Origin of the sequence: Actinoplanes sp. TBRC 11911 (assembly GCF_012933445.1) — a bacterium.
Classification (GTDB): domain Bacteria; phylum Actinomycetota; class Actinomycetes; order Mycobacteriales; family Micromonosporaceae; genus Actinoplanes.
On the sequence record NZ_JABBNC010000019.1, the window covers coordinates 74423 to 96960 of the forward strand.

The 22538-nt window shown below is 70.1% G+C and carries 17 protein-coding genes; 9 read left to right on the forward strand and 8 right to left on the reverse strand.

Going from position 1 to position 22538, the window contains the following annotated elements; all coding sequences use genetic code 11:
• Window positions 1-4 precede the first annotated feature (4 nt).
• Window positions 5-553, reverse strand: coding sequence for a two-component system response regulator (locus tag HH310_RS24435; protein WP_169177967.1), 549 nt, complete (start codon window positions 551-553; stop codon window positions 5-7).
• A gap of 30 nt (window positions 554-583) precedes the next feature.
• Window positions 584-4990, reverse strand: a complete 4407-nt coding sequence (locus tag HH310_RS24440) for a HAMP domain-containing protein (RefSeq protein ID WP_169177968.1) — start codon at window positions 4988-4990, stop codon at window positions 584-586.
• Window positions 4991-5103: 113 nt separating this feature from the next.
• Between HH310_RS24440 and HH310_RS24445 the strand changes: the two genes are divergently transcribed.
• Entirely contained in the window at window positions 5104-7143 is a 2040-nt protein-coding gene (locus tag HH310_RS24445) for a SpoIIE family protein phosphatase (RefSeq protein ID WP_312034293.1), read from the forward strand.
• A 65-nt stretch (window positions 7144-7208) separates the two neighbouring features.
• Window positions 7209-7817 (forward strand): dihydrofolate reductase family protein, encoded by a 609-nt coding sequence (locus tag HH310_RS24450; protein WP_169177969.1) that lies wholly within the window; start codon window positions 7209-7211, stop codon window positions 7815-7817.
• Window positions 7818-9004: 1187 nt separating this feature from the next.
• Here HH310_RS24450 and HH310_RS24460 read toward each other — a convergent pair.
• Window positions 9005-10147 carry an FAD-binding oxidoreductase gene (locus tag HH310_RS24460; protein WP_211192564.1) on the reverse strand — a complete coding sequence of 381 codons (1143 nt, stop codon included), beginning with the start codon at window positions 10145-10147 and terminating at the stop codon, window positions 9005-9007.
• A 149-nt stretch (window positions 10148-10296) separates the two neighbouring features.
• Between HH310_RS24460 and HH310_RS24465 the strand changes: the two genes are divergently transcribed.
• Window positions 10297-12384, forward strand: coding sequence for a S9 family peptidase (locus HH310_RS24465; protein WP_169177970.1), 2088 nt, complete (start codon window positions 10297-10299; stop codon window positions 12382-12384).
• On the opposite strand, the gene HH310_RS24470 is transcribed toward HH310_RS24465, so the two are convergent.
• From HH310_RS24470 to HH310_RS24485, 4 genes are all read right to left on the reverse strand, one after another.
• Window positions 12381-13766 carry an FtsX-like permease family protein gene (locus HH310_RS24470; RefSeq protein ID WP_169177971.1) on the reverse strand — a complete coding sequence of 462 codons (1386 nt, stop codon included), beginning with the start codon at window positions 13764-13766 and terminating at the stop codon, window positions 12381-12383. The two genes, HH310_RS24465 and HH310_RS24470, sit on opposite strands and share 4 nt — an antisense overlap.
• The gene (locus tag HH310_RS24475; RefSeq protein WP_169177972.1) at window positions 13763-14452 is read right to left on the reverse strand and encodes an ABC transporter ATP-binding protein; all 690 of its coding nucleotides are present in this window, start codon (window positions 14450-14452) and stop codon (window positions 13763-13765) included. The genes HH310_RS24470 and HH310_RS24475 overlap by 4 nt, the downstream gene beginning before the upstream one ends.
• A 4-nt stretch (window positions 14453-14456) precedes the next feature.
• Window positions 14457-14984: a PadR family transcriptional regulator gene (locus HH310_RS24480; protein WP_169177973.1), complete on the reverse strand. Its 528-nt coding sequence runs from the start codon at window positions 14982-14984 to the stop codon at window positions 14457-14459.
• A 130-nt stretch (window positions 14985-15114) separates the two neighbouring features.
• A complete protein-coding gene (locus HH310_RS24485; protein WP_169177974.1) occupies window positions 15115-15441 on the reverse strand; it encodes an STAS domain-containing protein in 327 nt (108 codons plus the stop codon).
• A gap of 123 nt (window positions 15442-15564) precedes the next feature.
• Between HH310_RS24485 and hemL the strand changes: the two genes are divergently transcribed.
• Genes hemL through ccsB form a run of 6 tightly spaced genes read left to right on the forward strand, consistent with a single transcriptional unit; the run spans window position 15565 to window position 21519 of the window.
• Complete coding sequence (hemL, locus tag HH310_RS24490; protein ID WP_169177975.1) at window positions 15565-16905, forward strand: glutamate-1-semialdehyde 2,1-aminomutase; 1341 nt, start codon at window positions 15565-15567, stop codon at window positions 16903-16905.
• On the forward strand, window positions 16902-17558 hold the full coding sequence (locus HH310_RS24495; RefSeq protein WP_248294367.1) for a histidine phosphatase family protein: 657 nt from the start codon (window positions 16902-16904) through the stop codon (window positions 17556-17558). Before hemL ends, HH310_RS24495 begins: the two co-directional genes overlap by 4 nt.
• Window position 17559: 1 nt before the next feature.
• Entirely contained in the window at window positions 17560-18111 is a 552-nt protein-coding gene (locus HH310_RS24500; protein ID WP_312034294.1) for a TlpA disulfide reductase family protein, read from the forward strand.
• Complete coding sequence (locus HH310_RS24505; protein ID WP_169177977.1) at window positions 18111-18932, forward strand: cytochrome c biogenesis CcdA family protein; 822 nt, start codon at window positions 18111-18113, stop codon at window positions 18930-18932. Before HH310_RS24500 ends, HH310_RS24505 begins: the two co-directional genes overlap by 1 nt.
• The gene (locus HH310_RS24510) at window positions 18929-20524 is read left to right on the forward strand and encodes a cytochrome c biogenesis protein ResB (RefSeq protein WP_169177978.1); all 1596 of its coding nucleotides are present in this window, start codon (window positions 18929-18931) and stop codon (window positions 20522-20524) included. The genes HH310_RS24505 and HH310_RS24510 overlap by 4 nt, the downstream gene beginning before the upstream one ends.
• Window positions 20524-21519: a c-type cytochrome biogenesis protein CcsB gene (gene ccsB, locus HH310_RS24515; RefSeq protein ID WP_169177979.1), complete on the forward strand. Its 996-nt coding sequence runs from the start codon at window positions 20524-20526 to the stop codon at window positions 21517-21519. Before HH310_RS24510 ends, ccsB begins: the two co-directional genes overlap by 1 nt.
• Here the strand turns inward: ccsB and HH310_RS24520 are convergent, their stop codons facing one another.
• Window positions 21520-22527 (reverse strand): hypothetical protein, encoded by a 1008-nt coding sequence (locus HH310_RS24520; protein WP_312034295.1) that lies wholly within the window; start codon window positions 22525-22527, stop codon window positions 21520-21522.
• Window positions 22528-22538 lie beyond the last annotated feature (11 nt).

The following is a 22538-nucleotide window of genomic DNA, read 5'->3' on the forward strand; positions in this document are numbered from 1 at the left end:
GCGCTCAGCCGCCCCAGCGCGCCTTCTCCAGTAAGGACAATGCCTGCGCGGCCGCGTCGTCGCCACCGGCCCGCAGCACCCGGGCCGCCTCGTCGACCGTCTCGGTGAGGCGCTGCCACTGGGCGTCCCGCTCACGGGTCGCGTCGGCCTGGGCCTTGAGCTGCTGCGATTTCATCCACAGCTCGACGAAGATGGACACCTTCGCCCGCAACACCCACGGGTCGAACGGCTTCGTCAGATAGTCGACCGCGCCGACCGCGTAACCCCGCAGGGCCAGCTGCGCGTCGCGGTCGGCGGCGGTCAGGAACAGGATCGGGACGTGCCGGGTGCGCTCGCGGCGCTTGATATGGCTGGCCGTCTCGAACCCGTCCATGTTGGGCATCTGCGCGTCCAGCAGGATCACCGCGAAATCGTCGGTGAGCAGCTGTTTGAGGGCCGCCTCACCGGATTCCACGGCGACCGGGGTCACCGGCAGGCCCTGGAGGATCGCCTCCAGCGCGAGCAGATTGTCCTTCCGGTCGTCGACCAGCAGTGCTTTGGCGCGTTCCGCCACACCGGCTCCCTGTCTCTCGGCGCGGCTCGATCAGCCGCGCTCCGGTTCGGTCGTCTTGTCGGCGTTCACCCAGCGAGCCATCAGCTCGATCAGCTCATCCAGATCGACGGGCTTGGTGATGTAGTCGCTGGCGCCCGCCGCGAGGGCCGATTCACGGTCGCCGGGCATGGCCTTCGCGGTAAGAAACACTACCGGTAGATCCTGGAAGCGCTGATTGCGACGGATTCCGCGGGTCGTCTCGTACCCGTCCTGGTCCGGCATCATCGCGTCCATCAGCACGATGTCGACCTCCGGGTGCTCGGCCAGCTTACGCACGCCGTCCACCCCGTTGTCCGAGTACAGGACGTTCAGCCCGTGCATCTCGAGGGCGCTGGTCAACGCGAAGACGTTGCGCACGTCGTCGTCCACGATCAGCACCGTGGCGCCGTCGAGCTGGCGGCTCGCCGGGGTCACCACGTGGCCCTCCAGCTCCGGCGGCTGCGAGATCATCGGCAGTTCCATGAGCGGCACGTCGATCGGCGCGGGCACCGGTTGCACGACCACCGTCGTCGGCGGCACCGACTGAAGGTTCAGCGTCGGGATCGCCTCGGGGTTGAGCGAGTCGGGCATGTAGAGCGTGAACGTGGACCCCTGACCGGGCCGCGACGACACGACGATCGTGCCGCCGAGCAGCGCCGCCAGGTCGCGGCTGATGGACAGCCCCAGGCCGGTCCCGCCGTACTTGCGGGTGGTGGTGCCGTCGGCCTGCTGGAACGGCTCGAAGATGATCGCCAGTTTCTCGTCCGAGATGCCGATGCCGGTGTCGCTGACCGAGAAGCCGACCACCTGGCCGGCCGCGGCGAGCGACGGCACGTCGAAGTCGGTCTGCCGGGGCGCCGCGAAGATGGTCAGCGTCACCGATCCGGAGTCGGTGAACTTGACCGCGTTGGACAACAGGTTGCGCAGGATCTGCTGCAGCCGCTGCGGGTCGGTGACGAGCGACTCCGGCAGGTCGTGCTCGACGTCGACCCGGAACTGCAGGCCCTTCTCCTCGGCCTGCGGGGTGAACGCCTGCTCGACATAGCTGCGCACGCCGTCGAAGTCGACCTGGTCCGGCTCGACGTCCATCCGGCCGGCCTCGATCTTGGCGAGGTCCAGGATGTCGTCGATCAGCGACAGCAGGTCGGACCCGGCACTGTGGATGGTCCGCGCGAACTCGATCTGCTTCTCGCTCAGGTTCGCGTCGGTGTTGTCCGCCAGCAGACGCGCCAGCAGCAACAGCGAGTTCAGCGGCGTCCGCAGCTCGTGGCTCATGTTCGCGAGGAACTCGGACTTGTACGCGCTGGCCCGCGACAGCTGCTGCGCCTTGTCCTCGAGACCGCGCCGGGCCAGCTCGATCTCCCGGTTCTTCATCTCGATGTTGGCCTTCTGCTCGCCGAGCAGCTGCGCCTTGTCCTCCAGCTCGGCGTTGGTGCGCTGCAGCTCCGCCGACTGATCCTGCATCTCGCGGGCGAGCCGCTGCGACTGCGAGAGCAATTCCTCCGTACGCCGGTTGGCCTGAATGGTGTTCAAAGCGACCCCGATCGTGGCCACCAGGCGCTCCAGGAAGGTGAGGTGCAGCCCCGAGAACGCGGCGACCGACGCGAACTCGATCACGCCGAGCATCTCGCCCTCGAACAGCACCGGCAGCACCACCAGGTCGTTCGGCGGCATCGACATGAGCCCGGACCGCATCGTCAGGATGCCGTCGTGGGTGGCCCGCACCCGGATCGTGCGGCGCGAGACCGCGGCCTGCCCGACCAGCCCCTCACCGGGCCCGAAGGTCACCTCATGGTTGCGCGCCACGTAGCCGTAGGACGCGGCCAGCCGCAGCCGCATCACCGCCTGCTCGTTGTCGACCAGGAAGAACGCGCCGAGCTGCGCGTCCACCAGCGGCGTCACCTCGGTCATGATCATGCGGCAGACCTCGCCGAGATCGCGCTGGCCCTGCAGCAGGCCGCCGATGCGGGCCAGGTTCGAGTCGAGCCAGCCCTGCTCCGCGTTGGCCTTGGTGGTCTCGCGGAGCGTCACGATCATCTGGTTGATGTTGTCCTTGAGCTCGGCGACCTCGCCCTGCGCCTCGACCGCGACGCTCTGCGTCAGGTCACCGCGGGTCACCGCGGTGGACACCTCGGCGATCGCGCGCAACTGGGTGGTCAGCGTCGAGGCGAGCTGGTTCACGTTGTCGGTCAGGTCCTGCCACGTCCCGGAGACGCCCTTGACCTGGGCCTGGCCGCCGAGCTTGCCCTCGATGCCGACCTCCCGGCCGACCCGGGTGACCTCGGTCGCGAACGACGACAGCTGGTCGACCATCGTGTTGACGGTGTCCTTGAGCTCCAGGATCTCGCCGCGGGCGTCGACCGTGATCTTCTGGGACAGGTCGCCCTTCGCGACCGCGGTGGTGACGGAGGCGATGTTGCGCACCTGGGCGGTCAGGTTGGAGGCCATGTAGTTGACGTTGTCGGTGAGGTCGCGCCACGTGCCGGCGACGCCGCGCACCTGGGCCTGGCCGCCGAGCTTGCCCTCCGAGCCCACCTCGCGGGCCACCCGGGTGACCTCGTCGGCGAACGACGACAACTGGTCGACCATCGTGTTCACGGTGTTCTTCAGTTCCAGGATCTCGCCCTGCGCGTCCACGGTGATCTTCTGGGACAGGTCGCCCTTCGCGACCGCGGTGGAGACCTGGGCGATGTTGCGCACCTGGGCGGTCAGGTTGGAGGCCATGTAGTTGACGTTGTCGGTGAGGTCGCGCCACGTGCCGGCCACGCCGCGCACCTGGGCCTGGCCGCCGAGCTTGCCCTCGGTGCCGACCTCGCGGGCCACGCGGGTGACCTCGTCGGCGAACGACGAGAGCTGGTCGACCATGGTGTTGACGGTGGACTTGAGCTCGAGGATCTCGCCGCGGGCGTCGACCGTGATCTTCTGGGACAGGTCGCCCTTCGCGACCGCGGTGGTGACGCTCGCGATGTTGCGCACCTGGCTGGTCAGGTTCGACGCCATCGAGTTGACGTTGTCGGTCAGGTCTCGCCACGTGCCAGAGACGCCCTTGACCTGGGCCTGGCCGCCGAGCTTGCCCTCCGAGCCCACCTCGCGGGCCACGCGCGTCACCTCGTCGGCAAAGCTGGAAAGCTGGTCGACCATGGTGTTCACGGTGTTCTTCAGCTCGGCGATCTCGCCGCGGGCGTCGACCGTGATCTTCTGCGACAGGTCGCCCTTCGCGACAGCGGTGGAGACCTGGGCGATGTTGCGGACCTGGCCGGTCAGGTTCGCGGCGAGCTGGTTCACGTTCTCGGTGAGTTCGCGCCACGTCCCGGACACGCCGCGCACCTGCGCCTGACCGCCCAGCCGGCCCTCGGTGCCGACCTCGCGGGCCACCCGGGTGACCTCGTCGGCGAACGACGAGAGCTGGTCGACCATGGTGTTCACGGTGTCCTTGAGCTCCAGGATCTCGCCCTGCGCGGCCACCGTGATCTTCTGCGACAGGTCGCCCTTCGCGACAGCGGTGGAGACCTGGGCGATGTTGCGCACCTGGCTGGTCAGGTTCGAGGCCATCGAGTTGACCGAGTCGGTGAGGTCCTTCCAGGTGCCGGCCACGTTCGGCACCTGCGCCTGGCCGCCGAGCTTGCCCTCGGTGCCGACCTCGCGGGCCACCCGGGTCACCTGCTCGGCAAACAGCCGGAGGGTGTCGGTCAGCCCGTTCATCGTGTCGGCCAGCTCGGCCACCTCGCCGCGCGCCGACACGGTGATCTTCTGCGACAGGTCGCCGCGTGCCATCGCGCCCGCCACCTGCGAGATCGACCGCACCTGGTGGGTCAGGTTCGAGGCCATCAGGTTGACCGAGTCGGTCAGGTCCTTCCACGTGCCGGCCACGCCGCGCACGTCCGCCTGGCCGCCCAGCTCGCCCTCGGTGCCCACCTCGCGGGCCACCCGGGTGACCTCGTCGGCGAACGACGACAACTGGTCGACCATCGTGTTCACCGTGCGGCCGATGCGCAGGAATTCACCCCGCAGGGGTCGCCCGTCCATCTCGAGTGCCATGTGCTGCGACAGGTCGCCGTCCGCGACGGCGAGAATGACCCGGGAGATCTCGGTCGTCGGGCGGCCCAGGTCGTCGATCAACGAGTTCACCGACCGGACGCTGTCCGCCCAGGCGCCGTCCAGGCCCTCGTCGTCCAGACGCTCGGTGAGGCGGCCGTCACGACCGACGATGCGGCTGATCCGGCGGACATCGAGGTTCTGCCGCTCCTGGAGCGAGACGACCTCGTTGAACGCGTCGGCGACCTCGCCGGCCACGCCGCTGCGACGTGGCAGGCGCACCTTCAGATCGCCCCGTCGCACCCGCCGCAACGCTTCGGCTAGCTCGCCGAGCAGGGCGGTCTCGTCGGGCATGCCGACGCTGGCTTGCTTGGCCGCGGTCATGCTGTCCTCACTCGCTGTCCGACTGGCTGGGGCCCTTCATCCTCTCTCGCCCGACCGGGTCAAAGCGAGGGACGACTTTGTGCATACACCCACCGGCAGGGGAGGATGCATGCGTGTCAGTGGAGGCCGGAGCTCTAGGCGACAGCCCGGCGAAGGGGCTGGTCCGCCGCGTACGCCTGCCGAATGATCGGCGGACGCCGGCAGCCGCGCGTGCCCTGGTCCGGTCGGTGCTCGAGGAAGCGGGCCTGGATTCCCTGCTCAACGAGGCTTTACTGCTGACCACGGAGCTCTCCACGAACGCGGTGGTGCACGCCAACACCGAACTGGACATCGAGGTCCGAGCCGACCACAGCGGTCTCACCGTCACCGTCACCGACTTTGCTCCGGGGCCGGTCGAGCAGCTCGCCGTGGGCCCCCGCAACGAGAGCGTCGACATCGGTGAGGTGGCCGAACGCGGTCGCGGGCTGCTTCTTGTCGATCATTTCGCCAGCCGTTGGGGAACTGTTCACGAGGGTAGTGGCAAGGGCGTCTGGTTCCGGCTGGAGCGGCTCGGCGCGCCCAAGACAACCGCGCTGGTCCCGGCCGCGAACGTGCCGGACGACGCGGGCACGCCCAGCGTCGGCGCGCTGACCGCGCTGCTGCAGATCAACCCGGAACGTCAGACCGACGAGGGACTGGCCGACTTCGCCACCGATCTGCTCTCCCGGCTCGCCCGGCTGACCGGGGCGGCGGGCGGCGTGGTGCGCCTCGACCGCGGCGACGGCGGCGGGCGCCAGCAGGTCGCGCGCTACGGCCGCGCTCCCCGGGACGACGCCGCGACGGTCCGTGTGCCGCTGAGCGTCCAACGGCCGTACTCGGGGGAATTGGAATTGGACGCCTCGCCGGTGGGCTATGCGCAGCCGCTGGCCGCGATCGTGGCCGAGCGGTTCTCGCTGCACCTGGAGAACGACCGGCTGCGCCGCACCGACCTGCGCCGGCAGACCTGGCTGACCTTCCTGGCCGAGGCGAGTGAGCTGCTCGCCCAGTCGCTCGACGTGAACCTGACGATGGCGCTGATCCCGCAGCTCGTGGTCCCCCGGCTGGGTCAGTGGAGCGCGGTGCACACGACCGACGCGTGGGGGCGGCTGCAGCTCGCGGCGGCCTCGCACGCGGACGAGTCGGCGGTGCCCGAGCTGCACGCGGCGCTGGCCGAGACCGCGCCCGACTCGATCCTGGCCCGGCTGGAGGAGGCGTCCCGGCTGGAGAGCCTGGTGATGTTCGGCGGGCCGTTCGAGGGCTTCGCGGTGCCGCTGGTCGCGCGCGGGACCAGGCTGGGCACGCTGGCGGTCGGCCGGCACCTGACGCACCGGCACGACGCCGACGAGGTCGCGGTGCTGGAGGACGTGGCCCGCCGCGCCGCGCTCGCCATCGACAACGCCAGAATCCACGACGAACGATACAAAGTTGCCCGTACGCTGCAAGCCTCTCTCCTGCCGCCGGCATTGCCGCACGTGGAGGGGGTCGGGTTCGCCGCCGAGTACGTGCCGACGGGTTCCGAGGTCGGCGGCGATTTCTACGACGTGGTCCCGGCCGGCACCGACCGCTGGGTGGTGGTGGTCGGCGACGTCTCCGGCAAGGGCGTGCAGGCGGCGACCGTGACCGGCCTGGTCCGGGACGTGATCCGCATCCTGGTCGACGACGGCAAGCCGATGTCCGAGATCCTCTGCCGGGTCAACCGCACGCTGGTCCAGCGCGGCGGCGGGCGGTATTGCACGCTGGCGATGGCCTCGGTGTCCCGCGAGTCCGACGGCACGCTGTCGGTGTGCCTGCACCTGGCCGGGCACGACCGGGCGGTGCTGGTGCGCTCGGACGGCAAGACGTCGTTCGTGGGCGAGGGCGGCACCGCGCTGGGCCTGCTGGAGACGATCTCGTCGCCCGAGGCCGAGGTACGGCTGACGGCCGGCGACTCGCTGATCTTCTACACCGACGGGGTGACCGAGCGTCGCCGCGGGCGCGAGTTGTTCGGGACGGCGCGGCTGCGCGAGGCGGCCGGGCCGCTGGCGGGCTATCCGGCCGACGTGATCGCGGCCCGGTTGCGCTCCACCACGATCAACTTCTCGGTCGAGGAGCCCCGGGACGACATCGCGATCCTGGTCCTGCGCAACGACGCCTGAGGGCCGGCCCGCAGTGTCTGCGGATTTGCCCCTTTCGCCCCCTTCGTCGTGGCATGGTGAAGGTCATGGCGAAAACTCAGTACTACACGGCGACGAGCATCGACGGATACATCGCCGATGAGAACAACTCGCTGGAGTGGCTCTTCGATGTCGACGGCGGCTACGAGAACCCGTTCGGCGGCTTCTTCGCCGGCGTCGGTGCGTTCGCCATGGGCTCGACCACCTACCAGTGGGTGCTGCAGAACGACGACGTGATGAACCGTCCGCAGAACTGGCACGACCTGTACGGCGACGTGCCGTGCTGGGTCTTCACCAACCGCGAGCTGCCGCTCGTGCCGGACGCCAACATCTTCATGGTCAGCGGCGACGTGCAGCGCGTGGCCGAGGCGATGCTGGTGGCCGCGAAGGGCAAGAACGTCTGGCTGGCCGGCGGCGGCCACCTGGTCGGCCAGTTCGCCGACCGCGGCCTGCTCGACGAGATCATCCTGGGCATCGCGCCGGTCGTGCTCGGCCAGGGCGCCCAGCTGCTGCCGCGCCACCTCACCGCCCGCCAGCTGGCCCTGACCGGCGTGGCCCAGGTCGGCCGCTTCGCCTACCTGACGTACGCCGTCGGCAGCGAGCCCGCCGCCGGCCGCGCCGCAGTCCGCGAGCCGGCCGGCGCAGCCCGCGCTTAGCCCGCCGCGCTGCCCGCGCTTAACTCGCCGCGCTGCACGTGCCTGGCCCGCCGCGCAGCCCGCGCCTAGACGAGTAAGTCCTAAGCCGAGTCGGTGGCCGAAGGCGATCAGCGATCTCGCTGCCGGTTGTCCGGTGCTGGGTCGTTCCGGAGTGCGGCGGTCGCGAAACCGTGTCCGTCGCGTGCAGTCGGCGCCGCTCACGCAGTCGGCGTCTATCGCGTGGTCGGCGCCTATCGCGTGGTTGCGGGGCACGCAGCCGACCGCGGCTCCTCGCATATCCGATATTTCCAGGCATCGGTCGGATCGGCCTGGCCACTGAGGAGCCGCGCACGGCCGCACGGCCGCACGGCGCTTCCATTCCGTGGGATGGTTGGCCGCCTGCTGAGATCCGCGCCCAGGTCCTGGACCCGGCTTCCACAATGCGGGACAAAGCTCCATTGTGGAGAGAGTTTTTGTCCGGTAATGAGTCTTTCGCCCAGCAGCCTTTTCCGGCCAGATGTGAACCTTGGAGAGTTATGGCCCGTATGTGGGCGCAACTATCCAAGGTCCACCAAAGTCCATGATGCGGGCGCGATATCCCACATAGTGGACGCTCCGGCCGCGAGCGATCGCCGCGCATCCAGGACGATCTTCGCAGCCGCAGCCGCAGCCGCAGCCGCAGCCGCAGCCGCAGCCGCAGCCGCAGCCGCAGCCGCAGCCAGGTCGGCGGCGGCAAGGTGGCGGCGGCAAGGTGGCGGCGGCAAGGTGGCGGCAGCGGGGTGGCGCCAGCAGCGTGGCGGCAGCAAGGTTGGCCGGCGGCCCTCGACCGCTTATCAGGTCGGCAGCGCGCAACCGCAGCTACCAGGATCGCGCTCAAGCAGCGGCGCACGCCGTTGCAAGTCGTAAAACGCCCATAACCACCTATCTCGCGGAATCACTCCCACAGCGTGTCAGCTCTGGGTGCAACGGCGCCATCAGCCTAGCCGTGACCAGGTCACTCATCGCCTAGCATCACGAACTGCGGTTAGGACTTAATCGACTAGCTCGCGCCCGCGCTGGACTCGCGCCCGCGCTGGACTCGCGCCCGCGCCCGACCGCGCCTGGGCTTGACCGCGCCCGCGCCCGCGCTCGACCGCGCCTGCGCTCGACCGCGCCTGGGCCCGACCGCGCCCGCGCCCGACCGCGCCCGCCCCAAACCTGCCCAACGCCTAGAACAGGTCTCGATAGGCCGCCATCTCGATGCGTCGGGCCGTCTCGGCCGGCGCCGACACCACCACGACCCGCCCGTTGCGGGCCATCAAGACATGCCGGACGCTCTCCACGATCCGCGCCGCCCGCTCCGGGCCGAGTGAGCCCGGCAGCACCGCGAACACGCTGGCCACCCCGGCGGAGCCGCGCGCGGGCACGGCGCCGCCGGTCGCGTCGCCTAACGCGTACAGCGCCGCCGGCAGGTCGCTTGCTGACACCGCGAGGCGCAGCGCCACCTCGGTGCGGTCGAACGGGTAGCGGCCCCACCACGGCGGGGCGATCGGCGCGACCCCCGCGCTCGCGCCCCACGCCTCGGCCAGCCGGTCGGAGCGCTCCACCACGTCGGTCTCGTTCGGCCCCTCGAGCAGCGCGACCAGCGTGCCGGACAAGCCGTCGGCCGGGAGGTCGATCTCGAGGGCGCTCGGCTCGACCTCGCGCGCGGTCTCGCTCAGCTTGATGATCTGCAGCGGCGTGGGAACCGCCACGGTGACCCAGCGGCGTGCCCCGGGCAGCGGCTCCAGTCGCACGACGGCGGAGGTGATCACGCCGTCGATCTCGGCGAGACCGGGGCGGCCGTCCTCGCCGTCGGACTCGGACACGACGCCGGCGCGATCGACGTAGGTCACCTTGAGCACGTGCTCGGCGGGGGTGCCGAAGCGGTGGCGCAGCGGACCGGCCTCGTTGACCGCCAGCATGCCGCCGACCGTGGCGGTGCGTGACGGCGGGTCGGCCGCGAGCCGCTGACCGTGCAGGGCCAGCGCGGACTGGAGCGCCCGCACGGGCGTACCGGTGCCGATCTCGGCCGTGGCCGCCTCGATCTGGTGATTCCACAGGCCGGACAGGCGGCCCGTGTCGATCAGCAGGTCGATCCCGTTGCGCGGCGCGCCCCAGTCGATCTTGCTGCCGGAGCCGCGGGTGAGCGTCATGAGGCCGTGCTCCCGGGCGAGGCGCAGCACCTCGGCGGCCATCGTGGTGGTGGCCGGCACCGCGACGAACGGGACCCGGTGACCGGCGACCGTGTCGACCGATCGGCCGAGACGTGCGTAGTCGGGCCCGCAGATGTCCACAAGAGCGTTCAGCACGTGGTCACTCGGCGCACTCAAAGTTCCGCTCCTTGTTACCGCCGTTGATAAAGCTGTTGCCCCCAACGAAGATCGTCCACTCTGGCATATCGTACACCTGTTCGAATGAGACGGGTCCAACGTGGGGCAAAGAAGTCGACGAGCAGGGACCGACCGGTAACGTATTGCTGGTGACGACCGACAAGCCCGACAGCCCCCCGTCCGTGCGGCGGGTCCCACACGAGCGCTCTTTCCACGGCGACACCGTCACCGACGAATACTTCTGGCTCGCCGATCGTGCGGACGAGCAGACGGTCGCCTACCTGGAAGCCGAGAACTCCTGGACGGACCGCGCGACCGAGCATCTGGCCGGGCTCCGCGAGACACTCTTCCAGGAGATCAAGAGCCGCACCCAGGAAACCGACCTGACCGTGCCCAGCCGCAAGGGCGGGTTCTGGTATTACACGCGGACGGTCGAGGGCAAGCAGTACGGTATCTCCTGCCGCCTGCCGGTCCGGGCGGGCGAGACCGACCCGCCCAAGCCCGAGGAGCAGCCGCAGGCCGGCGAGGAGGTGCTGCTCGACGGCAACGTGCTGGCCGAGGGCAAGGAGTTCTTCCAGCTCGGCACGTTCGACGTCAGCCCGGGCGGAAACCTGCTGGCCTACTCGACGGATTTCTCCGGCGACGAGCGCTTCACGCTGCGGGTCAAGGATCTGCGCACCGGCGAGACGCTGGCCGACGAGATCCCCGACGTCTTCTACGGCAGCGCCTGGTCGGCGGACGGCAGCGTGCTGTTCTATCTGAAGGTCGACGAGGCCTGGCGGCCGTACCAGGTGTGGCGGCACGAGGTCGGCAAGCCGGATGCCGACGTGCTGATCTTCGAGGAGCCCGACGAGCGCTTCTGGGTGGGCGTCGACCTGACCCGCAGCGAGAAGTTCGTGGTCATCGACGCCCAGAGCAAGATCACTTCCGAGGTACGCGTCATCGCCTCCGACGACCCGCTGGCCGAGCCGATGCTCATCGCCGCCCGCGTCCCCGGCGTGGAGTATTCGATCGAGCACCACGGCCACCGGTTCCTGATCCTGCACAACCGCGACGCCGAGGACTTCGCCCTGGCGTACACGTCGGTGGACAGTCCGGGCGACTGGGTCGAGCTCATCGCGCACGAGCCGGGCACCCGGCTGGAGTCGGTCGACGCGTTCACCCGGCACCTGGTCATCTCGCAGCGGCGCAACGGGCTCACCGGGCTGCGCGTGATGGGCGACGGCAGCACCGTGTCGTACGAGATGGAGTTCCCCGAGCCGCTCTACAGCGTCGGCCTGGCCGGCAACCCGGAGTACGACACGTCGACGGTCCGGATCGCGTACACGTCGATGGTCACGCCGGATTCGATCTACGACGTCGATCTGGTCACCCGGGCCATGACGCTGCGCAAACAACGCCCGGTGCTGGGCGGCTACCACCCGGACGACTACGACCAGTTCCGCGAGTGGGCGCTCGCGCCGGACGGCACCGAGGTGCCGGTCTCGATCGTGGTGCGCAAGGGCGTCCAGCGCGACGGCACCGCTCCCGCCCTGCTGTACGGCTACGGGTCGTACGAGAGCAGCATCGACCCGTACTTCTCGATCCCGCGGCTGTCGCTGCTCGACCGCGGCGTCGTGTACGCCATCGCGCACGTGCGTGGCGGCGGCGAGATGGGCCGGCGGTGGTATGAGAACGGCAAGATCCTGGCCAAGAAAAACACGTTCACCGACTTCGTGGCGGCCGCCGAGACCCTGGTCAAGCACGGCTGGACCACGCCCGGCCGGCTGGTCGCCCGCGGCGGGTCGGCCGGTGGCCTGCTGATGGGCGCGATCGCCAACCTCGCGCCGGAGCAGTTCGCGGGGATCGTGGCCGAGGTGCCGTTCGTCGATCCGCTGAACTCCATGCTGGACCCGACGCTCCCGCTGACCGTCACGGAGTGGGAGGAGTGGGGCAACCCGATCGAGTCGCCCGACGTGTACGCGTACATGAAGTCGTACAGCCCGTACGAGAACGTCGCGGCGGTGGCGTACCCGAAGATCCTGGCGATGGCCGGCCTGAACGACACGAGGGTGCTCTACCACGAGCCGGCCAAGTGGATCGCCCGGCTGCGGGCCGTCGCCCCGGCGGGCGAGTACCTGCTCAAGACCGAGATGGGCGCGGGTCACGGCGGCCCGAGCGGCCGCTATGACGCGTGGCGCGAGGAGGCCTTCGTGCTGGCCTGGATCCTGGACGTGCTGGGTATCGCCAAGGGCTAGACGCGCAGCTCCTCGAGGTCGGTGCTGGACCGCAGTACGAGCAGTCCGGCGCCGGCCGCGAGGACGACCGCCAGCAGCGCTCCGGCACCCAGCAGGCCGAGGCTCTGGAACGGGACCGGCACCGGCGCAGGCGGGTGGGTGTCGAAGAGCCGTGCCAGCGCGACGCCCGACCCGACCGCCAGCAGCAGGGCCGGGACCAGCGGCGTCAGCGTCTGCCAGAGCACCGAGGCGGCGAGCGTCCGGCGCGGCACACCGCTTGCGGTCAGAGCCGCGTACGACCGGCGGCCGGCCACGATGCTCTCGGCGAGTGCCACCAGCATCCCGGCCGCCGCGACCACCGCGCTCAGACCCACCACGATCAGGACCAGCCGGTACGCGTTGAAGTAGAACTCCGGTTCGGCGCCGAGACCGGAGCCGCCGGAGCGCTGGGCGCGGATGTCGGTGGCGAGCGCCTCCCGGAAGCCCAGCGTGGCCCCGCCCGCCACCACCGCGACGAGCAGTGCGGCGAGTGTCCGGCTGCCGTGCCACGGGTCGGTGATCAGTCGCTGCCCGGCGAGCAGTGTCGACGGCATCCGCCCGTATCGCCGCAACAGCCGCCCAACGGTGTGTGAGATCCAGCCGGTGCCGAGCACCACGCCGGCCATCACCAGGACCACGCCGAGGCCGAGCACCCCGTAGGACAGCCGAGCCGGCAGGTGCCAGTCCGGGCGATGCCAGCCGTCCGGCCAGTTCAGCGGCAGCCCGAAGAGCACCAGCCCGACCGCGATCAGCAGCCCCGGCCACGGACGCGGTCCGCGCGAGCGGGTGCGGCGCACGACGCCGAGCGGTGTCACGATCACCCGCCGCATCAGCACCGCCCCGATCACCGCCGCCAGCAGCGGGATCGCGAGCACCACCAGCACGATGACCGGTATCGGCGGCAGGACGTCGGTGGGCAGCCGCAGCCGGCCGAAGTGATCGCGCGCGGCGATCAACTGCCTTCCCAGCGCGTACGCCACCAGGCCCGTCGACGACCCCACGAAGCCCGCCACCGCGGTCTCCGCGGTCGCGATGAGCACCGACTCGCCGGGTGTCGCGCCGGCGAGCCGCATCGCGGCCAGCCGGCGGTCGCGGGCCGGAGCGCCGAGCCGGATGCACTGCCCGGCGAGGGCCAGCACCGGCAACGACACGAGGACGAGCGCGATCGACACGCCGGGCCGGAGCCCGGGCTCGGCCAGCAGCGCGCTCGTGTACCGATCGGCGTACCCCTGGACGGAGATGACCGTCGCCGCCGCGAGCAGGGCCACCGTCGCGACCCCGGTGCTGCCCGCGGTGAGCACCAGCCGAAGCACGTCGGTGCGGTTGCCGGCCACCGCGAGCCGGGCCAGCGTGCCGGGGCTCATGCCCGCATGCCCAAGCCGAGACCGGTCGCGTCGACGACCCCGTCGCGCAGGGTGACCTCGCGATCGGCATAGGCGGCCACCTTGGCCTCGTGGGTGACCAGGACGACCGCGGTGTTCTGCGCACGCGCCACCTGGACGATCTCGCCGAGAACCTGTTCTCCGGTGAGCGCGTCGAGCGAGCCGGTGGGCTCGTCGGCGAACAGCACCCGCGGCCCGGTGACCAGCGCCCGGGCGGTCGCGCAGCGCTGCTGCTGGCCGCCGGACATGGCACCGGGCCGCTGGTCGGCGAGGTCGGCGACGCCGAGCCGGTCGAGCCAGCCGAGCGCGACCGTCCGTGCTTCTCGCCGCCCCGAACCGGCGAGAAGCAGTGGCAGCGCGGCGTTCTCCACCGCGGTGAGCTCGGGCACCAGCTGGCCGAACTGGAACAGCACGCCGAACTCGGTGCGGCGCAGGCGCGAGCGGGCGGCCTCGGACAGCAGACCCAGGTTCTGGTCGCGGTACGTCACCGTGCCGCTGTCGGCGCGCAGAATGCCGGCGAGGCAGTGCAACAGGGTGGACTTGCCGCAGCCGCTCGGGCCGGTGACCGCGACGATCTCGCCTTCGGCCACGTCGATGTCGACGCCCCGCAGGGCCGGTGTCGGGCCGAAACTCCGCGTGATTCCGGTGCCGTTGAGTAGGGGTTCCATGCCGTCACTCCTTGTCCGGCCCGGCCACCCGGCGCAGGGTGGTCTGCAGCCATTGCAGGTCGGCGTCGAGGTGCCCGATGGCGTAGTCGACCGCGATCAGCTCGGCGGTGGTGGCGTTCGGGCCGGTCTTGGCGGCGGTCAGCTCACGCATCCGCCGCATGTGCGCGGCGCGCTGGGCGATCAGGTAGTCGTGCGCGGTCGTGTCGTCGGCGGCGAGAAGCGCCACGACGACCTTGCTGAAGATCTCGCCGGTCACATGGGCCGCCGGCGGCTCCACCGAGGACAGCCACGCCGCGAGGTGCGCGCGGCCGGCCTCAGTGATCACATACGACGTCCGGTCCGGGCCGCCGTCACGTTCCGGGCTGGACGCGACCACGAAACCGTCGCGCTCCAGCCGGCCGAGCGTCGCGTAGACCTGCCCGAACGCGAGCGGCTTGGCCCGCGGTAGCTGCTCGTCGTGCGCCCGCTTCAGGTCGTAGCCGTGTCGCGGCCCCGCGGCGAGTAGCCCGAGCAGGACGTGTGCGGTGGACATGCCGGCAACTATGCATTGAGTGAATAGCTGCCGTCAACATCGCCACGAATGAAGTTTCTCGATGGGGCGACTCCTGCGCCTCCTCGTCGTGGACCGACGCTAGGCCTTGACGCCGACGTCAAGGCAAGTGTCAGGAGGCGGTGCTGATCATGAGGGCGCTGCGCAGGCCGGTGATGTCGAGCACCCGCATCAGGAACTCGCCGACGTTGGTCAGCGCCAGCACCGAGCGTGCGTGCTGCGCCTTGCGGCTGAGCACCACGAGCGTGCCCAGGCCCTGCGAGTCGCAGAAGGTGACACCCGCCATGTCCAGCACGATGCGCGGCGGCGGATCCGCCAGGGTGTCGTTGACGATCGATGAAAGCCGGGTCACGGTGAGCACGTCGATCTCGCCGGCGAGGTGGACGATGACCTCGTCGGGGGCGCGCTGAACCTCGATCGACAGCTCCGGCCTCTCCACCCGCTCAGCCTATCGCCCGAACACCGGAATGGCCCGTTGGGCGCGTTCGCGGTGGGTGGTTCCGGACACCGTCCGACGACGTGAACAACCCTCTCGACATTCACGTCCCACCTCGCTGACACAATGGGAGCCGCTGTGACCACCTCATACCGTGCCGAGGGCTTTCCGTACCCGGAGGACGCCCCGGCTTCCCAGGCCCTGTTCGACCGCGCCTCGGCTGTTGTGCCCGGCGGGGTCAATTCACCCGTGCGTGCGTTCCGAGCGGTCGGTGGCACGCCCCGATTCATGGCGCAGGGCACGGGCGCCTGGCTGACCGACGCGGACGGCCGACGGTATGTCGACCTCGTCTCGTCGTGGGGTCCGCTGATCCACGGCCACGCCCACCCCGAGATCGTCGCGGCCGTGCAGTCCGCGGCCGCCCGGGGCACCAGCTTCGGCACGCCGACGGCCGGCGAGGTCGACCTCGCCGAGGAGATCGTGCGCCGTACGCCGGTGGACGAGGTCCGGCTGGTCAACTCCGGCACCGAGGCCACCATGTCGGCGATCCGGCTGGCCCGCGGGTTCACCGGCCGCGCCAAGATCGTGAAGTTCGCCGGCTGCTATCACGGGCACGTGGACGCGCTGCTGGCCGCGGCCGGGTCCGGGGTCGCGACGTTCGGCCTGCCCGACTCGCCCGGTGTGACCGGCGCGGCCGCGTCCGAGACCATCGTCCTGCCGTACAACGACGTCGCCGCCCTCGAGGCGACCTTCGCCGCCGACGGCGCCGAGATCGCCGCGATCATCACCGAGGCCGCCGCCGGGAACATGGGCGTGATCGCCCCGCGCGAGGGCTTCAACCAGCGGCTCGCCGAGATCGCGCACGCGAACGGCGCGTTGCTCATCGTGGACGAGGTGATGACCGGCTTCCGGGTGTCCGCGGGCGGCTGGATGGGTCTCGACCCGGCCGACGCCGACCTGATCACCTTCGGCAAGGTGATGGGCGGCGGGCTGCCCGCCGCCGCGTTCGGCGGACGCCGCGAGATCATGGCGCGGCTCGCCCCGGCCGGCCCGGTCTACCAGGCCGGCACGCTCTCCGGTAACCCGCTGGCCACCGCGGCGGGCCTGGCCTCGCTGCGGCTCGCCGACGACGCCGTCTACAAGCGGCTCGACGACCTGTCCGCGACCGTCGGCGCGCTCGCCGCTGAGGCGCTGACCGCGGCCGGCGTCCCGCACCGGCTGTCCTATGCGGGCAACATGTTCTCGATCTTCTTCACCGACGCCGAGGTCGTCGACTACGACTCGGCCCGGACCCAGGACATCGAGGCCTTCCGGGCCTTCTTCCACACCATGCTCGCGCGCGGCGTCTACCTGCCGCCCAGCGCGTTCGAGTCATGGTTCGTGTCGACCGCGCTGGACGACGCGGCGCTGGAGCAGATCGCCGCGGCCTTGCCGCACGCGGCACGAGCAGCGGGAGGCTCAGCTTGAGCGAGCCGGTCAAGACGACGGTGCACGTGTTACGGCACGGCGAGGTCTTCAACCCGAACAAGGTCCTCTATGGCCGTCTGCCCGACTTCCATCTCTCCGAGCTGGGCAAGCAGATGGCCAAGGCGGCGGCCGAGGCCCTCAAGGACCGCGACGTGACGTACGTGGTGGCCAGCCCGCTGGAACGCGCGCAGGAGACGGCCGCCCCGATCGCGGCCGAGTTCGACCTCGAGACCGCCACCGACATCCGGCTGATCGAGAGCGCGAACTACTTCGAGGGCAAGAAGGTCGGGGTCGGCGACGGCGCGCTGACCAACCCCCGGCACTGGTGGGTGCTGCGCGACCCGATCACCCCGTCCTGGGGCGAAGCGTATCTGGCGATCGCGCAGCGGATGTTCGCCGCGGTCCAGGCCGCCCGGGTCGCCGCCGAGGGACACGAGGCCGTCTGCGTCTCGCATCAGCTGCCGATCTGGACGCTGCGCCGGTACGTGGAGAAGAAGCGGCTCTGGCACGACCCGCGCCGGCGGCAGTGCGGGCTGGCGAGTCTCACCTCGTTCCGCTTCGAGGATTCGAAGGTCGTCGGGATCGACTACTCCGAGCCGGCCGCCCACCTGGTGGCCATGTCCGCATCGGCAAAGACCGCCAAGGGAGCCTGACGTGCGCCGACTCGCCGCCCTGACGGCCGCCGCCGTGGTCATGACCGGCGTGCTGGCCGGGTGCGGCGGGACGAACTGGGCGGACAAATGCACCACGACCGCCGGCGTCGTGGAGTGCTCGGCGGACCAGCGTACGAAGATCGACGATGTCTCCGGCCAGCTGCTGGACGGCGCCAATTACTCCACCGCGCAGGACCGCGGCAAGGTCCTGGTGGTCAACTTCTGGGGCTCGTGGTGCCCGCCGTGCCGGGCCGAGGCGGACGACCTGGAGAAGACCTACCAGGCGACCAAGGCGCAGGGCGTAACGTTCCTCGGAGTCAACCTGCGTGACGACCGGGACTCGGCGATCCAGTTCGAGCGCGGCCGTGTGACATATCCGAGCATCTACGACTTCGACGGCAAGGTCTCGCTGCAGTTCGACGTGACGCAGACCAGCACGCCGGCCACGTTGATCATCGACCGGGAGGGCCGGATAGCGATGGCGATCCGGCAGGCGACCACCTTCACCCAGCTCGAGCCCCTGGTGGAGAAGATCGCATCGGAGAAGAACTGATGGGTCAGAACTTCGCGTCGATCGTCGGCACAGGCCCGCTGGTGCTGGCCGTCGCCGTGGCGGCGATCGCGGGCATCGTCAGCATCCTGTCGCCCTGTGTGCTTCCGCTGGTGCCGGGCTATCTGTCGTACGTGACCGGGCTGGCCGGCTCGGACCTGGACGCCTCGCCGACTCCTCGTCCAGCGGACGGTGGTGGTGGCGGCGGAGTAGCCGTTGCGGCACCAACTCGGACAATTCAGACAAAAGGCCGAGTGCTGGCCGGTACGTCGTTGTTCGTGCTCGGCTTCGCGGTCGTCTTCACGCTGCTCACCACGCTGGTCGCCAACCTCGGGTTCGGGTTGCTCCGACATCAGGGCATGCTGCAGGTCGTCATCGGCGTGCTGATCGTCGTGCTCGGCCTGGGCTACCTCGGGCTGATCCCGGGCCTGCAGCGGGAGATCCGGATCCACAAACTGCCCGCGGCCGGCCTGCTCGGGGCGCCCGTGTTCGGGGCGATCTTCGCGCTCTCCTGGGTGCCCTGCGTGGGCCCCACCCTGGGCGCCATCAACGGACTGGCGATCGCCAGCGGGCAGACCGATCGTGCCGTGGTGCTCGCTCTCGCGTACAGCCTCGGTCTGGGAATTCCGTTCGTCGTCTTCGGCCTGTTCTTCCGCAAGCTGCTCGGTGTGTTCCGGGCGATCCGCCGTAACAGCCGCTGGGTCACCCGGATCGGCGGGGTGCTGCTGATCCTGGTCGGCATCGCGCTGATCACCGGCGGCTGGGACCACTTCATCATCTGGCTGAAGGTGAGCTTCAACTTCGACGCGGGGACGCTGCTATGACGATTGTCGAGGAGCGCCCGGCCCCGGCCGCGGCACCGCCGCCCCGGCGTACCAATCCGGTGCTGGCGCTCCTGCGTAACTCCTGGCGGCAACTGACCTCCATGCGTACGGCGTTGGTGCTGCTCTTCCTGCTCGCCGTCGCGGCCATCCCGGGCTCGGTGTTCCCGCAGCGCCCGGTGGATCCGGAGAAGGTCAGCCAGTACTACACCGCGCATCCGGATCTCGCGCCCTGGCTGGATCGGCTCGGCATTTTCGGCGTCTACGGCTCGCCCTGGTTCGCCGCGATCTACCTGTGCCTGTTCGCCTCGCTGATCGGGTGCGTGGTGCCGCGGCTGCGCGACCTCGTTCGCTCGCTGCTGATGACCCCGCCGGACGCGCCGAGGCGCTTCGAGCGCCTGCCCCAGCACGCCGAGCTGCCGGAGACGCAGACGACGGCGGCCGACATCGCGCGGATCATGCGGCGGCACCGCTTCCGGACGGTGGTCCGGGAGCGCGAGGACGGCGGCTGGACGGTCTCCGGCGAGAAGGGGTACCTCAAGGAGGCCGGCAACCTGCTGTTCCACATCTCCATGATGGTGGTGCTGGTCGGGGTCGGTTTCGGGCACTGGTACGGGTGGCACGGCAACCGGATCCTGGTCGGCGGCCAGGACCAGGGCTTCTGCAACTCCGTCACGCAGTACGACGACTCCTCGCTCGGGTCCCGGGTGCAGCCCTCCGATCTGCCCGACTTCTGCCTGAACCTGAACTCGTTCCAGGCGACCTACCAGAGCAACGGCCAGGCGAAGACGTTCAACGCCACGGTTTCGGTCACCCAGGACAACGGGAAGGCCCAGACCCGCAACTTCACGGTCAACCACCCGCTGCGACTGAAGCACGCGAACGTACACCTGCTCGGGCACGGGTTCGCGCCGATCCTGCGCTACACCGACCGGTACGGCGTCTCGCAGACCAAGGTCGTGCCCTTCCTGCCGATCGACGTGATGGCGACCAGCGAGGGCGCGGCTCAGTTCCCGGACGTCAACATCGATCCCAAGACGAACAAGCGGAACCCGGACCTGCAGATCGGCTTCGAGGGCCGATACCTTCCGACGGCCAGCTCGACCGGCGGCGCGACCTCGGTGTATCCGGGCGAGAACGCGCCCGCTTTGTTCCTCACCGCGTACCGTGGTGATCTCGGTCTCGACGTCGGCATTCCCGGCTCGGTCTACTCCCTCGATCAGAGCGAGATCGCGAGCGGGGCACTGAAGAATGTGAGCGGTGCGCAGCCGCACGAGCTCAAACCGGGCCAGACCTGGACCCTGGACGACGGCACCAAGCTGGAGTTTCTCGGCACCAGGCCGTTCGCCACGCTGGCCATCCGGTACGACCCGGCGCAGCGGCTGGTCCTGATCGGCGCGGTCACCGGATTGCTCGGGTTGATGTTGTCGCTGGGCCTGCATCGACGCCGCGTCTGGTTCCGTGCCCTGCCAGGTTCGGGCGATGAGACCGGCGGTAACTTGTTGGTGGCCGGTGGACTGCCACGCACCGACTATCCCGGTTTCGGGGATGAGTTCAACGCACTGGTGAAGGCCGCCGAGGAAGGGAAACCCTGATGGCGGAGTTGTCCAACCACCTGATGGCATTGACCGTCGTCGCCTATCTGCTCGCGATGGTCTGCTACGCCGGGGAGTACGCGTTCGGCAAGCGCAGCCACGTCGGGCGCGCTGCCGCGCGGCCGGCGGTGAAAAAGCAGCTCGTCGGCGCCGGAGCTCCGGTTTCGGACACGGTCGACGCCGAGCTGCCGCCGCCTCCGGATGACACGCGGGTCAAAGAAGACAAATGGGGCAATATTATTGCCCGGCTCGCGGTGGCCATCAACGGTGTCGGGCTCCTCCTGCACTTCGGCGCGCTGCTCACCCGCAGCATCGCGGCGGGCCGCCCGCCGTGGGGCAACATGTACGAGTACATCCTCGCGGCGACCTTCGTGGCCTCGGTGATCTGGATGGCCGTGGTGCTGCGCCGGCCCGCCGTCCGGCATCTGGGCCTGTTCGCGACGCTCGGCCTGGTGCTGCTGCTCGGCCTGGACGGCATGGTGGCGTACACGCCGGTGGGCCCGCTCGTGCCGGCTTTGAACTCGTACTGGTTCTACATCCACGTCTCGACGATCATCCTGGCCTCCGGCATCTTCCTGATCGGTGCCGTGCCGGCCGCGATGTTCCTCGTCCGCAACGGCTGGGACGAGGGCAAGCGCAGCTTCCCGTACTCGTTGGGCAGGCACGTCGGCTCCGCGGCCACGCTGGAGCGGCTGACCTTCCGGCTGCACGCGTTCGCGTTCCCGCTGTTCACCTTCGGCGCGTTGATCGCCGGTCCGATCTGGGCCGAGGCGTCCTGGGGCCGGTACTGGAACTGGGACCCGAAGGAGGTCTGGGCGTTCATCTCCTGGGTCGTCTACGCGGCCTACCTGCACGCCCGCTCGACGCCGAGCGTCAAGCGCAACGTGGCGACGTGGCTCGCGATCCTGGGCTTCGGCACGATGCTGATGAATCTGTTCGGCGTCAACCTGTTCTTCGGCGGCCTGCACTCGTACGCCAACGCGGGCGGGATGTAATCAGCCCAGCAGCCCGCTCAGCAACGAGGTCGTCGCGGACGCGCTGGGACTGGGACTCGGGGCCACCACCTCGGCGTCGCCGGTCGGGGTCGGCTCCACCGGCGGGGCCGGGTGACTCAGCGCGCCGTCCGAGCAGTCGCCGGCCTTCCACGTGTCGTAGCGGTTCACCCAGTCCAGGCAGAACCCGCCCCGGCGCTGCTGGCGCATCGGGTCGTCACCGGTGAGCGTCGGGACGTCCTCGCGCCAGTAGCGGGACGCCCCACCGCCGGGCGGGCGCAACTGCACGTTGTCCACGGTCACCGCCGGGACGTCGACCCGGCCGGGCCGTCCCGAGTCCACGTGGACCTCGACGTACTGCTCGACCACCGCGTTGCCGCCGATGGGCAGCTTCTGGGCGGTCAGCAGGTTCCAGCGGTTGTTCCACCACAGCCACGCCGTCCACACGCTGTCTGCCTCGCTGTGCAGGTCCAGCCACACCCGATCACCCGGCCGTACGGCGTACTGGTCGTAGAACTGCCAGCTTTTGGTGTTGGTGTTGAAGGTGTAGATGTGCTGCCGGCCGGGGGTGGCCCAGCCGGTCTCCGCCCAGCCCGCCTCCAGCCAGGCGATGTTGCCCTTGCCCAGGTTGCGCTTGACCATGAAGCGGGCGGCCACGAAGTCGTACGTGCCGGCCCGCACCGAGCCGTTCACCACCGAGATCCGGCCGGAGACGCCGGACCACTCGCCGCCGGTGTTCGCGCCCAGGTGGTGGTAGCCGGCCGGGGTGAAGGACGCCTCGCCGGGCCGGGTCAGGCGGACGCCCGACTCGAGGATGCGTCCGGATGCCCGGCAGGCGTTGGCCGCCTGGTAGCTCGCGCGGCCGGTCGGGGCCTTGGTCGAGGGGCCGCCGCCGGCGGGGCAGACGGGCAGTTGCTTCTGCCGGGCCGGGGCCGAGATCGCCGGGGCCGTGCCCGCCAGCAGCGCGGCCAACCCGGCCAGAGCGCTGAACAGCGCCACCTTTCGCACCACGCACCTCGCTC